14 protein-coding genes and 1 pseudogene are annotated in these 15083 nt (G+C 74.5%); 8 read left to right on the forward strand and 7 right to left on the reverse strand.

Annotation, left to right across the window (positions count from 1 at the left end; genetic code table 11):
- Positions 1-414: a gamma-glutamylcyclotransferase family protein gene (locus tag ABZ340_RS00735; protein ID WP_358779642.1), complete on the reverse strand. Its 414-nt coding sequence runs from the start codon at positions 412-414 to the stop codon at positions 1-3.
- 161 nt (positions 415-575) lie between these two features.
- Here ABZ340_RS00735 and ABZ340_RS00740 point away from each other — a divergent pair, with 161 nt between their 5' ends.
- Entirely contained in the window at positions 576-2219 is a 1644-nt protein-coding gene (locus ABZ340_RS00740; RefSeq protein ID WP_358779547.1) for a M4 family metallopeptidase, read from the forward strand.
- Positions 2220-2313: 94 nt separating this feature from the next.
- Here the strand turns inward: ABZ340_RS00740 and ABZ340_RS00745 are convergent, their stop codons facing one another.
- Positions 2314-2928: an NAD(P)H-dependent oxidoreductase gene (locus ABZ340_RS00745; RefSeq protein ID WP_358779548.1), complete on the reverse strand. Its 615-nt coding sequence runs from the start codon at positions 2926-2928 to the stop codon at positions 2314-2316.
- A gap of 302 nt (positions 2929-3230) precedes the next feature.
- On the opposite strand from ABZ340_RS00745, the gene ABZ340_RS00750 reads away from it, so the two are divergent.
- A complete protein-coding gene (locus ABZ340_RS00750; protein WP_358779549.1) occupies positions 3231-3776 on the forward strand; it encodes a hypothetical protein in 546 nt (181 codons plus the stop codon).
- A 248-nt stretch (positions 3777-4024) separates the two neighbouring features.
- A complete protein-coding gene (locus tag ABZ340_RS00755) occupies positions 4025-4750 on the forward strand; it encodes a class F sortase (RefSeq protein ID WP_358779550.1) in 726 nt (241 codons plus the stop codon).
- An 84-nt stretch (positions 4751-4834) separates the two neighbouring features.
- Here the strand turns inward: ABZ340_RS00755 and ABZ340_RS00760 are convergent.
- The 4 genes and pseudogenes from ABZ340_RS00760 to ABZ340_RS00775 form a co-directional block, all read right to left on the reverse strand.
- Positions 4835-5060 (reverse strand): annotated as a pseudogene (locus ABZ340_RS00760) (peptidoglycan-binding protein); the annotation flags it as partial.
- A 184-nt stretch (positions 5061-5244) separates the two neighbouring features.
- The gene (locus ABZ340_RS00765) at positions 5245-6273 is read right to left on the reverse strand and encodes a DUF6528 family protein (RefSeq protein ID WP_358779551.1); all 1029 of its coding nucleotides are present in this window, start codon (positions 6271-6273) and stop codon (positions 5245-5247) included.
- Positions 6273-6428 (reverse strand): hypothetical protein, encoded by a 156-nt coding sequence (locus ABZ340_RS00770; RefSeq protein WP_358779552.1) that lies wholly within the window; start codon positions 6426-6428, stop codon positions 6273-6275. Before ABZ340_RS00770 ends, ABZ340_RS00765 begins: the two co-directional genes overlap by 1 nt.
- A gap of 443 nt (positions 6429-6871) precedes the next feature.
- Positions 6872-7654: a TSUP family transporter gene (locus tag ABZ340_RS00775; RefSeq protein ID WP_358779553.1), complete on the reverse strand. Its 783-nt coding sequence runs from the start codon at positions 7652-7654 to the stop codon at positions 6872-6874.
- Between the two features lie 194 nt (positions 7655-7848).
- On the opposite strand from ABZ340_RS00775, the gene ABZ340_RS00780 reads away from it, so the two are divergent.
- From ABZ340_RS00780 to ABZ340_RS00800, 5 genes are all read left to right on the forward strand, one after another.
- The gene (locus ABZ340_RS00780; RefSeq protein WP_358779554.1) at positions 7849-9255 is read left to right on the forward strand and encodes an FAD-dependent oxidoreductase; all 1407 of its coding nucleotides are present in this window, start codon (positions 7849-7851) and stop codon (positions 9253-9255) included.
- Positions 9255-11864: a nitrite reductase large subunit NirB gene (gene nirB / locus ABZ340_RS00785; protein WP_358779555.1), complete on the forward strand. Its 2610-nt coding sequence runs from the start codon at positions 9255-9257 to the stop codon at positions 11862-11864. Before ABZ340_RS00780 ends, nirB begins: the two co-directional genes overlap by 1 nt.
- Positions 11861-12211 (forward strand): nitrite reductase small subunit NirD, encoded by a 351-nt coding sequence (nirD, locus tag ABZ340_RS00790; protein ID WP_358779556.1) that lies wholly within the window; start codon positions 11861-11863, stop codon positions 12209-12211. Before nirB ends, nirD begins: the two co-directional genes overlap by 4 nt.
- 145 nt (positions 12212-12356) lie before the next feature.
- Positions 12357-12941: a TetR/AcrR family transcriptional regulator gene (locus ABZ340_RS00795; protein ID WP_358779557.1), complete on the forward strand. Its 585-nt coding sequence runs from the start codon at positions 12357-12359 to the stop codon at positions 12939-12941.
- Between the two features lie 69 nt (positions 12942-13010).
- Positions 13011-13775: an SDR family oxidoreductase gene (locus tag ABZ340_RS00800; protein WP_358779558.1), complete on the forward strand. Its 765-nt coding sequence runs from the start codon at positions 13011-13013 to the stop codon at positions 13773-13775.
- A gap of 28 nt (positions 13776-13803) precedes the next feature.
- On the opposite strand, the gene ABZ340_RS00805 is transcribed toward ABZ340_RS00800, so the two are convergent.
- Positions 13804-14964, reverse strand: a complete 1161-nt coding sequence (locus tag ABZ340_RS00805; RefSeq protein WP_358779559.1) for an alkaline phosphatase PhoX — start codon at positions 14962-14964, stop codon at positions 13804-13806.
- Positions 14965-15083: the final 119 nt, after the last annotated feature.

The raw sequence follows: 15083 nt of genomic DNA on the forward strand, positions 1-15083 counted from the left end.
TCATCCGGGCCGCCACTCCCCGCCCGCGATCGGCGTGCCCCGGGCCCGCAGCCGGGCGGCGACGGCCGGGGCTGCGACGTACACCCAGGCGCGTACGGCCGCGCCGTCGCGTTCGCGGGTCACCTCGCGGGCGACGCGGTCGTAGAGGTTGCGCGGGTCGCCCGGCGTGCAGCCCTCCAGCCGGTCCAGGGCCGCGAGCAGCCCGGCGTACTCCTCCGGGCGGGCGGTGACGAGGTCGCCGCGGACCGGGCCGGCGCCGGGCTCCTCCACGGCGTAGGGATAGCCGGGCCCCTCGTACAGCACCGCGCCCGTGAGCCGCGCGGGTTCCTCGGCGCGGGTGCGGCCGCGCAGGAACAGCGCGTGGCAGGGCCCGCCGGGGCGGAGCGTGCCGTAGACGAAGAACGGGAGTTCCAGCGCTTCCACGACGCGATTGTCCCCCCGTCCTCTCCTCCATCCTCTCCCCATCCTCCCCCTCACGATCTCCCCCGACCTCCACAGGAACGCTATGGACATGACATGTCATGGCTCCGTAAAACTGAGCCACCATCAGCGCCGCCCCCTCCCCAAGGAGACCGATGAGCCGGATACGGCACGTCCTCGGCTCCCGTCCGGCCCTGGCCGGCACGGCAGCCGCCACCGCGATCCTCCTCGCCGCCGCCCTCGCCCCCACTGCCGCCGCGGCGGACCGGCCCACCCGTGCCGACGCGATCGCGGACGCCGCGGCGGCCGTGGAGGACCACGCGGAGAGCCTGGGGCTGACGCCCGGTCAGCGGACCGTGGTCCGGGACGTGGTGGTCGACCCGGACGGCGCCCAGCACGTCCGTTACGACCGCACCTACCGCGGACTCCCCGTCCTCGGCGGCGACTTCGTGGTCCACCTGGCGCCCGGCGGCGGCTACCGCGGCGCCGACCGCGCGACCGAGGCGCCGGTCTCCCTGCCGTCGGTCACCCCCGCGCTGCCCGCGCCGAAGGCCGCCTACCTCGCCTCGCGCGTCCTGCGGGCGGCCAACCCGGGCCGGGCGCTGAGCCGGCTGACGGCCCGGCCCCGGCTGGTGGTCGACGCCCTGCACGGCGCCCCGAAGCTGGCCTGGCGCACGGACGCCGTGGCGCTGGACGCCCGGGGCAACCCGGTCGCGCACACGGTGCTGACCGACGCCCGCTCCGGAGCGCGGATCGACGCCTGGGAGCGGATCGCGTCGGTGTCGGGCGAGGGCCGGTCGCTGTACGGCGGCACGGTGCCGCTGGAGACGACGGCGGCCGGGTCGTCGTACCGGCTCGAGGACCCGACGCGCGGGAACACGTACACCGGGGACGCGGCGGGCCGGACCGACCTGTGCGTGCTCGGGATCTGCCTCGGCCGCGCGCCCTCGACGGTGTTCACCGACGCCGACAACCACTGGGGCACGGGCACGGCGGCCGACCGGGCGTCGGCGGCGGTGGACGCGCAGTACGGCACCGACGTCACCTGGGACTACTTCGAGGACGTCCACGGGCGCCGCGGCATCGCCGGTGACGGCAAGGGCTCGTACAACCGGGTGCACTACGGCAGCGGTTACAACAACGCCTTCTGGGACGACGGCTGCTTCTGCATGACGTACGGCGACGGGGACGGGACGACGTTCGGCCCGCTGGTGTCGCTGGACGTCGCCGGGCACGAGATGGCACACGGGGTGACGCAGTCGACGGCGGCGCTGGCGTACTCCGGGGAGTCCGGCGGGCTGAACGAGGCGACAAGCGACATCTTCGGCACGCTGGTGGAGTTCCACGCGGCCAGCTCCGCCGACCCCGGCGACTGGCTGATCGGCGAGAAGGTCGTCCGCCCCGGCTTCGGCCGGGACGCCCTGCGCCGCATGGACCGGCCGTCCGAGGACGGCAAGTCGGCCGACTGCTGGAGCGGTTCGGTGGGCGACCTCGACGTGCACTACTCGTCCGGCGTCGCCAACCACTTCGCCTACCTGCTCGCCGAGGGCAGCGGCACCAGGACCGTCGGCGGCGTCCGCCACTCCTCCACCACTTGCGACGGGTCGGCGGTGACCGGCATCGGCCGGGACGGGCTCGGCCGGATCTGGTACCGGGCGCTCACCGTCTACATGACCTCCTCCACCGACTACGCGGGCGCCCGGACGGCGACGCTGAACGCCGCCCGGGACCTGTACGGCGCGGACAGCGCCGAGCGGGCCGCGGTGGCGGCGGCGTGGAGCGCGGTGAACGTCGGATAGTGGACGCCGGGCAGTACGCCCGCCGGGGCCGGCGCTCCGTCACGGGCGCCTGCCCCGGCCCGCCTGCCCCGGCCCGCCTGCCCCGGCCCGCCGGTCACGCCCCGTCGTACGGCCGCCGCTCCTTCGCCTCCCGCAGCGCCGTCCCCCACCACACCAGCTGGTCGAGCATCACCTTCGCCGCCGCGTCCGGGCCCGAGGGGTCCTTGAGGCGGCCGTCGTCGTCGAAGGACGCGCCCGCGTTGTGGAAGGAGACGGTGTCGCGGATGGTGACGGCGTGGAGTTCGGCGAAGACCTGGCGCAGGTGCTCCGCGGCGCGCAGACCACCGGCCAGACCGCCGTAGGAGACCAGCGCGACGGGCTTGGCGCGCCACTCGGTGTAGTGCCAGTCGATGAGGTTCTTCAGGCCCGCCGGGAACGAGTGGTTGTACTCGGGCGTGAGGACGACGAACGCGTCGGCGCGGGCCAGCTTCGGAGTGACCTCCGCGAGCGCGGCCCTCGCCTCCGGCGCCGGGGCGAAGGTCGTGGGCAGGTCCACCTCCGCGACGTCGACGACCTCGGGGATCAGGTCCTCGCGGTCGCGGAGCCGGCCGAGCAGCCAGTCGGCGACGACGGGGCCGAAGCGGCCGTGGCGGTTGCTGCCGACGATCAGGGCCACGCGGAGCGGTGCGGTCACGGTGTTCTCGGGGGACAGGGTGCTTGTGGTGTTCATGCCTCACACCCTCGGACCTCAACCTTGGTTGAGGTCAAGTGGTGAACCGGGGCAGGCCGTCACGGATTTCCGGTCACCCGTTCACACGCGCGCCCTGCGCCCTTCGGGTTCTCTTCCGCGGACCGCCCACAAGGCACCCGCCCCGCCCCGGTGACCTGCCGAAACGGCGCCGGGGCAAGGCATGGGCCGGGCCGGGCCGCCACCCGTTCACCTCATTTCTGACGCACCCTCAGGAAGCGGACCGGGGCCGGTGCCACTTACCTCGAAGGGACAGGGGCCACCGAGACGCTCAAGGAGCATCGATGCGACGTACCGCCCGCCTGCTGACCGGTACCGCGCTCGCCGTCGCCGCCGCGGGCCTGGTCGCCGCGCCCGCGTACGGGGACGAGGGCGGGGGCGGAGGCAGGGGCGGGAGCGGAGACCTGAAGGTGTATCCGTCTTCGGTGGTGCCGGGCGGCCGGGCGACGGTGAACACGGCGGCGTGCGGTGACGGCGGCACGGCGGCGGGGGACGCCAGCGCGGTGGGCGCCGGCGCCTTCACGCTGGCGCCGAGCGCGCACGACGGCGAGGCGATCGGGGAGTTCCGGGTGCCGCCGAGCGCGCAGCCGGGGACGTACGAGATCGCCGCCACGTGCGCCGAGGGCGGCCGGCGGGTGACGGGCGACCTGGTGGTCACGCTGACGTCCCCGGGCGCGCAGGTGCATCCCCGGGGAAGCGTGAAGACGGGGGTCGGCGGCGCGTTGGGCCCCGACCCCGTACGGACCGCGGCCGGCGTGGCGGCACTCGCCGTCGCCGCCGCGGGCGGTACCTGGCTCCTGCATCGCCGGGCGAGAGGCGACGGGATCTGACGGACACCCTCCGCTGTCCGTCCGCCGGTACCGCACTCCCCTCCCCCTCCGGGTCCGACCGCCCCTCGCGGCCCGGAGGGGGTCCGGGGCCCGAGGCCCGAAGGGCCCGCGACGGCCCGATGAACACGAGGAGGCCAGGAGGTCCGAGAGGCCCGGGAGCCCGGGGATCCGGGGCCCGGAAGCCCGGAGCCCGGAAGCCCGGAGCCCGGGAGCCCGGGAGCCCGGGAGCCCGAAGAGAAGGGGGCGTCATGCGCAGGGTCGGCAACACCGCCATAGCGGCCGTCACCGCGACCGCCCTCTGCGCCGGCGCGTGGCTGCTGGCCAGCGGCGCCGAGAGCCACCCGCCCCCGCAGCCGTCGGCCGCCCAGGCCGGCACCGGGACGACCGGCGAGGCGGGGACCGGAGGGACCGGCGAGGCGGGGACCGGGGGGACCGGGACGGCCGGTGAGACGGGCGCCGGGACGACCGGCGGGCCCGGTGCCGGACGGACCGGCGAACCCCCGGCCGCGACGGCGCTGCCGCCCTCCCCGCCCGACCGCATCCGCATCCCGGCGATCCGCGTAGACGCCCCGCTGACGGGCCTGGGCCTGACCCGCACCGGCAGCCTGGAGGTGCCGCCCGCCGGGAAGAAGAACCTCGCCGGGTGGTACGAGGCCGGCACCACGCCCGGCGAGACGGGCACCGCGATCGTCGCCGGGCACGTCGACAACGCCGACGGTCCCGCCGTGTTCTACCGCCTCGGCGCCCTGCGCAAGGGCAGCCGGATCGAGGTGGACCGGCGCGACGGCGGCGTGGCGGTGTTCACCGTGGACGCGGTCGAGGTGTACGACGCGCGGGACTTCCCCGACGAGAAGGTCTACGGGGCGGCGCGGCGGCCCGAACTGCGGGTGATCACGTGCGGCGGCGGCTGGTCACGCGCCACCGGCTACCAGGGGAACGTCGTCGTCTTCGCCCATCTGACGGGCAGCCGCTGAGCCCGGCGGACCGCGGGAACCGCCGGGTCCCCGGCGCCGCCGGCCGCCTCGCGGCGGGCGTCCCGGCCGGCCGCGGAACGCCTCTCACCCGACGATGGCGACCGGTGCGTCCCAGGCGTTGCGGTCGACGGTGATGGTGTATCCGCCGCGCGTCTCCTCGCTGTTGACCATTGACCATGTACTGGTGGCCACGGCTGTGGTCGGTGTACAGCATGGGGTCCCAGGGCCAGTCCGCGGTGGTGGTGTCCTTCTTGTCCCACAGTGCGTACCAGAGGTTGCCCGGCAGGTTCGTCCGGTCCGTGGCCGTGGAACTGGTGCGCCTGCCGGGGCCGACGCGTGCGGTGGCACACCGGGGGTGTGGTCGCACCGCTCCGCGGCTCGTACCGGCGCGCTGTGGCTTTTGCGTGCGGAGCGCTGCGCGCTGCGCGCTCTCTCCAAGGCCCTCGCGCCGGAGCGGGACGCGCCGGTCCGCGCCCGCCGCGGCTGCGCGGTTCTCACGGCTGCCACCATCTGGCCTTGTAGATGCCCCCGTGGGTGCCACCGCCGAGGGTGTGGGCGGACACGGAACCGTTGTCCACACGCACGGACCGGGTCCACCAGGTCTTCTCCAGTCCGCCATCTGGGGCGGTGAGGGCGACGGCACGGCCGACGTTGCTCACGGCCTTGACGTTCCCGAGCGTTCCGGGGCAGGAGGAGGTGAGGTACGGCGCGAACTGCCGGCGGGACTTGGAGTACTGCAACAGCCCGGCGGTGGTCGAGACCCAGAACAGGTCCGGCTCACCCGCCACGGCGTTGAGGTCGTGACCGCCCGGGGTCTTCCCGGGGAGCAGCTCGGGCAGGTCGATCGCGTAGGACTGCACGAGGGTCTGCCCGGCCGCCGTTCCGCTGAGGGAGTAGGCGACCAGCTGCCGCGCGCCGACGGCCCAGAGCAGCCCCGAGGCGGTGTCCCAGTGCACTCCGTGGGCGGAGGCGAGCGGGACGCTGGTGAACGCGGTGGAGCCCGGGGACTGCGAGGCCGCGTACAGGCGGACGGCGTCGCCCCCGCTGACGGCCACCGCGACGTTGCCGTTGGGGAGCAGCTCGATGCTGTGCGGGTTGAGATCGTCCGTACCGGGCACGTCCGCCACCTGGGCGGCCCAGTGCCGCCTTTTGCCGGGGTATTCGACGACGGCGGCGAAGCCGAAGGACGCGGTGGTGAGGAGGTAGGGCTTCCCCTGCCAGGTGCGGGACTTGACCTCGCTGACATACGTCCAGCTGCGGCCCGGGTTCAGGTCGGCGTACCGGCTGTCGCCCTCGGGGGTGAACTCCCAGCGGACCGGGGCGGGGTCCGTGGACGGGTTCCACGCGGTCGTCCCGGAATCGAGCAGAAGCACCCGGCGCGCCTTCTGGTCACCCACGAGCAGGGGCGGCAGTTCCGCCGCGGCCGCGTCGCCGGAGCCCACGGCGTGCACGGCCGCGGTCGCGCCGATCCCGAGGGCCCCGAGCAGGACGGCGCGGCGGGTCGGTGTGGCGAGAGCGCGCATCAGTCGACGGTTCCGGTGTGCGTGCCGCCGTCGGACAGCGCGGCGGCACAGCCGCCGAAGGCGCCCCAGCCGGACGGGCCAGGGGCGCCGCCGGCGCCCGGGGGCGCGGTGACGGCCGCAGGACCGGTGGGGCGGGAAGGGCTGAGGGTCTTCACGAAGGGCTCGCTTTCCGGGAAGGGGATATGGCATGGGCATGCCATGCGATGGCGTTCTCGGGCAGGCGGAACGAGGGGTGTCCAGTGACCGGAGCGGGGACCGGCCGGGAGCCGGGCCGCATTCCGGTCCGATCCGACCCGGTCCGCATTCCGACCCGGTCCGCATTCCGACCCGGTCCGCATTCCGACCCGGTCCGCATTCCGATCCGGTCCGGCTCGCGGTCCGGTCCGGCTCGCGGTCCGGTCCGGTCCGGCCGCTGTTCCGCTGGAGACAGTCTTCGTCATGGAGCCGGGCGCGAGAAGAGTCCGGCGGTGGCTCGAAAAGGCCATGTCCCCATCAGGACAGGGCCTGCCGCAGCCAGGCTGCGGCGCCACGGCCCGGTCTCCGGCCCCGGGCCTCCGCCCTCGCCTTCGCGGTCGGGCCGTGGGCGGAGCGCGGCCCTCTAGGCCAGCCACTGCTCGTACGCCAGGTTCGCCACCAGCGCGAACACGACCGTCAGCAGCACGATCCGGACGAAGCGGCTGCCCTTCTTCAGCGCCGTGCGGGCGCCCAGCGTGCCGCCCGCGAGGTTGAAGATGGCCATCAGCGCGGCCAGTTGCCACAGCACCGCGCCCTGCCAGGCGAACATCGCGAGCGCGCCCGCGTTGGTGCAGCAGTTGACGATCTTGGCGGTGGCGGAGGCGGTGACCAGGTCGAGGTGGAGCAGGGCGGTGAGCGCCAGGACGAGGAACGTGCCGGTGCCGGGGCCGATGAAACCGTCGTAGAAGCCGATGCCGAGGCCGGCCAGGCCGATCGCGGCGAGGATCTGGCGGCGGGTGGCCGGGCCGCCCGCGGGGGCCGTGCCGAAGGCGGGGCGCAGGATCACGAAGGCCGCGACCCCGAGCAGTACCACCATGATCACCGGCTTGAGGACGTCCGTGCTCATGCCGGCTGCGAAGAACGCCCCGGCCGACGAACCGGCCAGCGCGGCCAGGCCGATCCGTACGGCGGTGCGGACGTCCACCGGGGCCTTGCGCGCGTAGGTCACCGCCGCGCCCGTGGTGCCGACGATGGCGACCGCCTTGTTGGTGCCGAGCGCGTGCGCGGCCGGGGTGCCCGCGGGCAGGCCGAGGAGGAGGACCGGCAGCAGCAGGAGTCCGCCGCCGCCGACCACGGCGTCGATCCAGCCGGCCGCGAGGGCCGCGAGACACAGGAGGACCACCATGGTCAGCGATATGTCGGGCATGATCGCGACCCTATGGAGCGGACGCGGGGAGCGTCCATCGGCCTGAGGGTCTTCTGAGGTTCGGGGCGCGGGGCGCGGCCGGAGACCCGGCGGCGCCCCCTCACACCCACCCCCCTCCCCCGCTGAGGGCAGCGTTCCCCCCGGGAAACAGACGTGATGCCGCCGGGTAACACCGGCGCCGCACGCTCGGTGCCATGACCTCGACTACGCGTGTGGTGGTGATCGGCGCCGGCCTCGCGGGCGTGACGCTCGCCCGGCGGCTCGGTGAGCTCGGCACGCCCGCGCTGCTGATCGGCGACGAGGAGCACCCCCCTTACAACCGGGTGCTGCTCGCCGAGGTGCTGGCCGGACGCTACGGCCCCGAGGTGATCACGCTTCCGGCGCCCGCGGAGCCGGTCCGCGCCCGGGTGACCGGGATCGACCGGGCCGCGCGGACCGTCACCTGCGCCGACGGCTCCCGGATCGCCTACGGCACGCTGGTGCTCGCCACCGGCTCCAACCCCGTGCTGCCGCCGCTGCGGGGCCTGTTCACCCCGGACCGCGAGCTGCCCGAGGGCGTGCACGCGTTCCGCACCCTGGACGACTGCCTGGGCCTGTCGAAGGCGGTACGGCCGGGGGTGCGGGCGGTCGTCATCGGCGGCGGGCTCCTCGGGGTGTCCGCCGCCCGCGCGCTGGCCGTGCGGGGCGCGCAGGTCGTCCTCGCCCAGCAGGCCGAGCGCCTGATGGAACGCCAGCTCGACCCGGTCGCCTCGCGGCTGGTGCGGCGCCATCTGTCCGGCCTCGGCGTCGAGGTGCACACCGAGTGCCGGGTGCGGGACGTGCGCTGCGCGGGCGGGGCGGTGCGCTCGGTGGAGCTGGCCGACGGGTACGCCCTCGACGCCGACCTGGTGGTCCTGGCCTGCGGGGTCCGCCCGCGCGTGGGGCTCGCCCGGGACGCGGGGCTCGCCGTCCGCCAGGGCGTCCTCGTCGACGACGAGCTGCGTACGTCCGATCCGCACATCCACGCCGTCGGCGACTGCGCCCAGCACGCGGGCACGCTGTACGGGCTCGCCGCCCCCGCGCTCGAACAGGCCGGCGTCCTGGCCGAGCTGCTGGCCGGGAACACCGCCGCCCGCTACACCGGCACCCGCTCCCTGACCCGGCTCACCCTGACCGGACACGCCGGCACCGGCAGCCCCACCGACGGACCGACCGGCACCGGACCGACCGGCACCGGACCGACCGGCACCGGGTACACCGGCACCGAACCCGGCGGCTCCGGACCGACCGGCACCGGGTACGCCGGCACCGAACCCGGCGGCTCCGGACCGACCGGCACCGGCACCACCGCCGACCCCACCGGCACCGCACCCGCCGGTTTCCTCGACCTCGCCGCGTTCGGCGAGACCGACGCCCGCCCCGGCGACGACGTCGTGCAGCTCACCGACGCCACGCGCGGCACCTACCGCAAGGTCGTCGTCCGCGACGACCGCCTGGTCGGCGGGGTCCTCGTCGGCGAACTCGGCACCGTGGGCGCGCTCGCCCGCGCCTGGGAGGGAGCGGAACCGCTCCCCGACGACGGCCCCCTGCTCCACCTGCTCACCAACGACGGAGGCTCCTGATGACCGCCACCCCGGGGGGCACCCCCACGATCGTGCTCGTCGGCCACGGCATGGTCGGCCAGCGCTTCCTCGAAGCGCTCGCCGAGCGCGGCCTGACCGCCACGCACCGCGTGGTCGTGCTGTGCGAGGAGCCGCGCCCCGCCTACGACCGCGTACAGCTCACCTCGTACTTCTCGGGCCGCACGCCCGAGGACCTCTCCCTGGCCGACCCGGCCTTCCTCGCGGAGCACGGCATCGAGCTGCACGTCGGCGACCCGGCGGTGGCCGTCGACCGCGAGGCGCGGAAGGTGACGGCCCGCTCGGGCCTGGTCGTCGGCTACGACGTCCTCGTCCTGGCCACCGGCTCCTACCCCTTCGTCCCGCCGGTCCCGGGCAAGGACGCCGCCGGCTGCTTCGTCTACCGCACGATCGAGGACCTGCTCGCCATCGAGGAGTACGCAAAGACGCGGGCGGCGACGGGCGCGGTGGTCGGCGGCGGACTCCTCGGCCTGGAGGCCGCCGGTGCCCTCAAGGGCCTGGGACTGGACACGCACATCGTGGAGTTCGCGCCGCGCCTGATGCCGGTGCAGGTCGACGAGGGCGGCGGCGCGGCCCTGCTGCGCACCATCGAGGAGATGGGCCTGACCGTCCACACCGGCACCGGCACGCAGGAGGTCGTGACCGGCCCGGACGGCTCGGTCACCGGCATGAAGCTGTCCGACGGCGGCGAACTGGCCGTGGACATGGTGGTGTTCTCCGCCGGTGTCCGCCCCCGCGACCAGCTCGCCCGCGACTGCGGCCTGGCCGTCGGCGAGCGCGGCGGCGTCACCGTCGACGAGCGGTGCCGCAGCGTCACCGACCCGCACGTGTTCGCGATCGGCGAGTGCGCGCTGGCGGCGGACGGCCGGGTGTACGGCCTGGTCGCCCCCGGCTACGAGCAGGCCGAGACGGCCGCCGCGACGATCGCCGCCGAGGAGGCCGCCTTCACCGGCGCCGACCTGTCCACCAAGCTCAAACTCCTCGGCGTGGACGTGGCGTCCTTCGGCGACGCCCACGGCACCACCGAGGACTGCCTCGACGTCGTCTACTCCGACTCCCGCGCGGGCCTGTACAAGAAGCTGGTCGTCGGCCGCGACGGCACGCTGCTGGGCGGCATCCTGATCGGCGACGCGGAGGCGTACGGCACCCTGCGCGCGCTGACCGGCTCCGTCCCGCCCGTCTCCCCCGAGTCCCTGGTCCTGCCCGCCACCGCCGGCGGCCCGGCCCAGCTCGGCCCCTCCGCCCTCCCCGACGAGGCGGTCGTCTGCTCCTGCCACAACGTCACCAAGGGCACCATCCGCGGCGCGGTCACCGACCACGCGTGCACCACCGTCCCCGAGGTGAAGAAGTGCACCCGGGCGGGCACGGGCTGCGGCAGCTGCGTCAAGGTGCTGGGCCAGCTCGTCACCGCCGAGCTGGAGGCGAGCGGCGTCGAGGTCGACAAGGGCCTGTGCGGCTGCTTCGCGCAGACCCGCGAGGAGCTGTACGAGATCGTCCTCGCCCTGCGCCTGACCTCCTACCGGGAGCTGCTGGACCGCTACGGCCGCGAGGGCGCCCGCGGCGGCGAGGGCTGCGAGACCTGCAAGCCGGCCGTCGCCTCGATCATCGCCTCCCTCGCCCCCGCGATCGGCGCGAGCGGCTACGTCCTGGACGGCGAGCAGGCGGCCCTTCAGGACACCAACGACCACTTCCTCGCCAACCTCCAGAAGAACGGCTCGTACTCGGTCGTCCCCCGCATCCCCGGCGGCGAGATCGCCCCGGAGAAGCTCATCGTGATCGGCGAGATCGCCCGCGACTTCGGCCTCTACACGAAGATCACCGGCGGCCAGCGCATCGACATGTTCGGCGCCCGCGTCGAACAGCTCCCCCTGATCTGGGCCCGCCTGGTCGACGCCGGCTTCGAGTCCGGCCACGCCTACGGCAAGGCGCTGCGCACGGTGAAGTCCTGCGTGGGGCAGACCTGGTGCCGCTACGGCGTCCAGGACTCCGTCCGCATGGCGATCGACCTGGAGCTGCGCTACCGGGGCCTGAGGGCGCCGCACAAGCTGAAGTCCGCCGTCTCCGGCTGCGCCCGCGAGTGCGCCGAGGCCCAGTCGAAGGACTTCGGCGTGATCGCCACGGCCAACGGCTGGAACCTGTACGTCGGCGGCAACGGCGGCGCCACCCCGCGCCACGCCGACCTGCTCGCGCAGGACCTCTCCGACGCCGAACTGGTCCGCCTGATCGACCGGTTCCTGATGTTCTACATCCGCACCGCCGACCGCCTGGAGCGCACCTCCACCTGGCTGGAGCGCATCCCCGGCGGCCTGGACCACGTACGGGACGTCGTCGTGCACGACTCGCTCGGCATCTGCGACGAGCTGGAGTCCCTGATGGCGGCCCACGTGGCCCACTACCGCGACGAGTGGGCCCAGACCGTCAACGACCCCGACAAGCTCGCCCGGTTCGTGTCCTTCGTCAACGCGCCGGACACGCCCGACCCGGTGGTCTCCTTCGTCCCCGAACGCGACCAGATCAAGCCCGACCTGCCGCTGCTGTCCCTCGGCGTACGGCCCGCCGAGGACGTCCTGGAAGGAAGCGCCCCGCGATGACCCTGGCCCCCGAGACGACCGATCTCAAGGTCCGGCTGCGCCTTGCCGACGGCTGGTTCACGGCCTGCGACCTGAGCGCCCTGCTCCCCGGCCGCGGGGTGGCGGCCCTGCTGCCCGACGGCCGCCAGGCGGCCCTGTTCCGCGACCGGAACGGCACGCTCTACGCCCTCGACAACCGCGACCCGTTCACCGGCGCGGCGGTCCTCTCCCGCGGCCTGACCGGCACCCACCAGGGCCGCCCGTTCGTTGCCTCCCCACTGCTCAAGCAACGCTTCGACCTGACCACCGGGCAGTGCCTGGACGACGAGACGGTACGGGTGGCGACGTACGAGGTACGCGCCTCGTAGCGACGCCGCCGCACCGCGAGACGCCGCCTCCCTGCGAGACACCAGCGAACCGCGATACGCCGCCGCACTGTGAGACACCACCGCATCGCGAGACACCACCGAAAATTATTGACCGATCGTTTCAGATACCCCTAGGCTGCTCCGCGTGGCCAGGACCAAGGAATTCGACCCGGACGCCGCGCTGCAGTCAGCCCTGGAGCTGTTCTGGCGGCGCGGCTACGAGGCGACGTCGATGTCCGACCTCGTCGAGCACCTCGGCATCGGGCGCGCCAGCCTCTACGCGACCTTCGGCAACAAGCGCGAGCTGTACCTGAAGGCGCTGGAGCGGTACCAGCAGACGCACGGCCCGCAGGTGCTGCGGGAGCTGTCGCAGCCCGGACCCGCCCTGCCCGCCGTACGGCGGGCCGTGCGGCGCTTCGCCGCCGAGGCGGCGGCCGAGCCGAGCCGCACGTCCGGCTGTTTCGTCACCAACACGGCCTCCGAACTGGCACCGCACGACCCGGCCGTCGCCCGCCGCGTCCAGCAGAGCTGGGACAGCGTCGAGACGCTGCTGCACTCGGCCCTGGTCCGCGCCCAGGCACAGGGCGAGCTGCCCGAGGACCGCGATCCGCTCGCCCTGGCCCGGATGCTGCTGGTCCTGATGCAGGGCCTGCGGGTCGTCGGCAAGGCGTCGGCGGACCCGGCGCGGGTGCGGGACGCGGCGGAGCAGGCCCTGGCGCTGCTCGACTGAAGCCACGGCACCTCACGGGCGTTTTTCGCGCCCTCATACTGAACCGTTCGGTCAAGAATAGGGGAGATCATGACCAGCCGCTTCACCGACAGGACCGCCCTCGTCACCGGCGCCGGCTCCGGCATCGGCCGGGCCGTCGCCCGCGCGCTCGCCGCCGAGGGGGCGAACGTCGTCGTCGCCGGGCGGCGGCGCGAGCCGCTCGACGAGACCGTGGCCCTCATCGAGGCGGCGGGCGGCAAGGCGCTCGCCGTCACCGCCGACGTCAGCCGCTCCGACGACATGGAGGCGCTCGTCGCCACCGCCGTGGACCGCTTCGGCTCGCTCGACGTGGCGGTGAACAACGCGGGCGTCTTCGAGGGCGGCGGACCGGTCGCGGACGTCGACGAGGACGCCTGGCGCCGGATGTTCGACACCAACGTGACCGGCGTGTTCCTCGCCCTGCGGGCCGAGGTGCGCCGGATGCGCACCCAGCCCGGCGGCGGCGCCATCGTCAACATCGCCTCCAACCTCGGCGCGCACCGGCGCCTGCCCGGGGCCACCGCCTATGTCGCCGGCAAGGCGGCCGTGTCCGCCCTGACCCGGGGCGCGGCCCTGGACCACATCGCGGACGGCGTCCGCATCAACGCGGTCAGCCCGGGCCCGACCGAGACCACCATGTCGCTCATGCCCGGCGAGACGGAGGCCGACCGCGCCGAGCGCATGCGGACCGAGGCCCCGCTGGGCCGGGCCTCCACGCTCGACGAGGTGGCCGCGGCGGTCCTCTACCTGGCGTCGGACGACGCGGCGTCGGTCGTGGGCGCGGACCTGGTGGTGGACGGCGGCGCGGCGGCCTGACCGCCGCGCGCCTGGAGGCACGGGGCCGTCACGACCGGAACGGCCCCTTCACCTCGTAGGTGATCCCGCCCGACGAACTCCCGCTCGTCCCCCGCTGGCTGGAGAAGTACAGCCGGGTGCCGTCCGGGGAGAACGCCGGGCCGGTGATCTCCGACCCCGACTGGCCGTCGATCCGCAGGAAGGGGGCGACCGCGTCGTCCGGGGTGATCACGCAGATCTCCATGTTCCCGCCGTCCTCGGCCACGAACAGATCGCCGGAGGCGGACCCGGTGACGTTGTCGACCCCCGACAGCGGGGCCGCGCCGGACGGCACCAGGGAGTCGTCGTAGGCCAGCTCGATGGTCTGGGCGGCGGCGTTGTACTGCCACACGCGGTTGTCGCCCTTGGTGGTGAACCAGCAGGTGTCGTTCGCGTAGTAGCAGCCCTCGCCGCCGTTGAAGCGCTTGGCGCCGGAGACCTGGTCGCGGGTGGCGGTGGCGCCGGTCGGGTCGGGCACCCGGGCCCAGCTCACGGGGCCGCTGGTGGTGCCGCTGCCCGCCACCAGCACCTCCAGCGTGCCGGAGGACAGATCGCCCCAGGTCGTGGGCCGGAAGCGGTAGAAGCAGCCGTCGCTGACGTCCTCCGTCATGTAGACGACCTTGCGGACCGGGTCGGCCGCCGCGGCCTCGTGCTTGAACCGCCCCATGGCGTCCCGCCGCACCGCCGCCTTCGCGCCCCACGGGTCGGTCTCGTACACGTATCCGCGGTCCACCTCCTCGCAGGAGAGCCAGGTGTTCCACGGGGTCTTGCCGCCCGCGCAGTTGGTGCGGGTGCCGGAGAGGATGCGGTACGCGCCGGTGATCGCGCCCGTCGACGAGAACCGCACGGCGCCCGCCCCGCCGCCCGGGCTGATCTCCGAGTTGGACACGTAGATCCAGCCGGTCCCGTCGGCGTAACAGGCCCCGCCATCCGGGGCGTCGTGCCAGGTGTACGACGTGCCGGGGACCGTCTGCCGGGACCGGGCGACGACCCGGCTGGTGAACCCGCTCGGCAGTCTGATGCCGTTGGCGTCCGGCGCGCCCAGCGGCCCGTAGGGGCCGGTGCCGGGCTGGGCCGGGGCCGCGTAGGCGGCGCCGCGCCACAGGGTGCCGCCCAGGGCGGCGGAGGAGCCGCCGAGGGCGACGGCACGCAGGAGGGTACGACGTTCCACTCTCACTCCAGAGGGTCCGTGACCGCCCCGCCGGCGGACGCCGGCGGGGTCGCGCGGTCACGGACCCTAGGGGGGCAGGGTTGACAGTCCATGGACAACCAGTGACGTCCGGCCGTACG

The sequence above is a fragment of the Streptomyces sp. NPDC006134 genome (assembly GCF_040628835.1).
In the GTDB taxonomy this organism is placed as follows: Bacteria; Actinomycetota; Actinomycetes; order Streptomycetales; family Streptomycetaceae; genus Streptomyces.

What these genes read in the sequence shown, in the direction of transcription:
- ABZ340_RS00740 (WP_358779547.1), top strand. Translation starts at nt 576, where the DNA reads ATGAGCCGGATACGGCACGTCCTCGGCTCCCGTCCGGCCCTGGCCGGC.
- ABZ340_RS00745 (WP_358779548.1), bottom strand. Translation starts at nt 2,928, where the DNA reads ATGAACACCACAAGCACCCTGTCCCCCGAGAACACCGTGACCGCACCG.
- ABZ340_RS00750 (WP_358779549.1), top strand. Translation starts at nt 3,231, where the DNA reads ATGCGACGTACCGCCCGCCTGCTGACCGGTACCGCGCTCGCCGTCGCC.
- ABZ340_RS00755 (WP_358779550.1), top strand. Translation starts at nt 4,025, where the DNA reads ATGCGCAGGGTCGGCAACACCGCCATAGCGGCCGTCACCGCGACCGCC.
- ABZ340_RS00765 (WP_358779551.1), bottom strand. Translation starts at nt 6,273, where the DNA reads ATGCGCGCTCTCGCCACACCGACCCGCCGCGCCGTCCTGCTCGGGGCC.
- ABZ340_RS00775 (WP_358779553.1), bottom strand. Translation starts at nt 7,654, where the DNA reads ATGCCCGACATATCGCTGACCATGGTGGTCCTCCTGTGTCTCGCGGCC.
- ABZ340_RS00780 (WP_358779554.1), top strand. Translation starts at nt 7,849, where the DNA reads ATGACCTCGACTACGCGTGTGGTGGTGATCGGCGCCGGCCTCGCGGGC.
- nirB (WP_358779555.1), top strand. Translation starts at nt 9,255, where the DNA reads ATGACCGCCACCCCGGGGGGCACCCCCACGATCGTGCTCGTCGGCCAC.
- nirD (WP_358779556.1), top strand. Translation starts at nt 11,861, where the DNA reads ATGACCCTGGCCCCCGAGACGACCGATCTCAAGGTCCGGCTGCGCCTT.
- ABZ340_RS00800 (WP_358779558.1), top strand. Translation starts at nt 13,011, where the DNA reads ATGACCAGCCGCTTCACCGACAGGACCGCCCTCGTCACCGGCGCCGGC.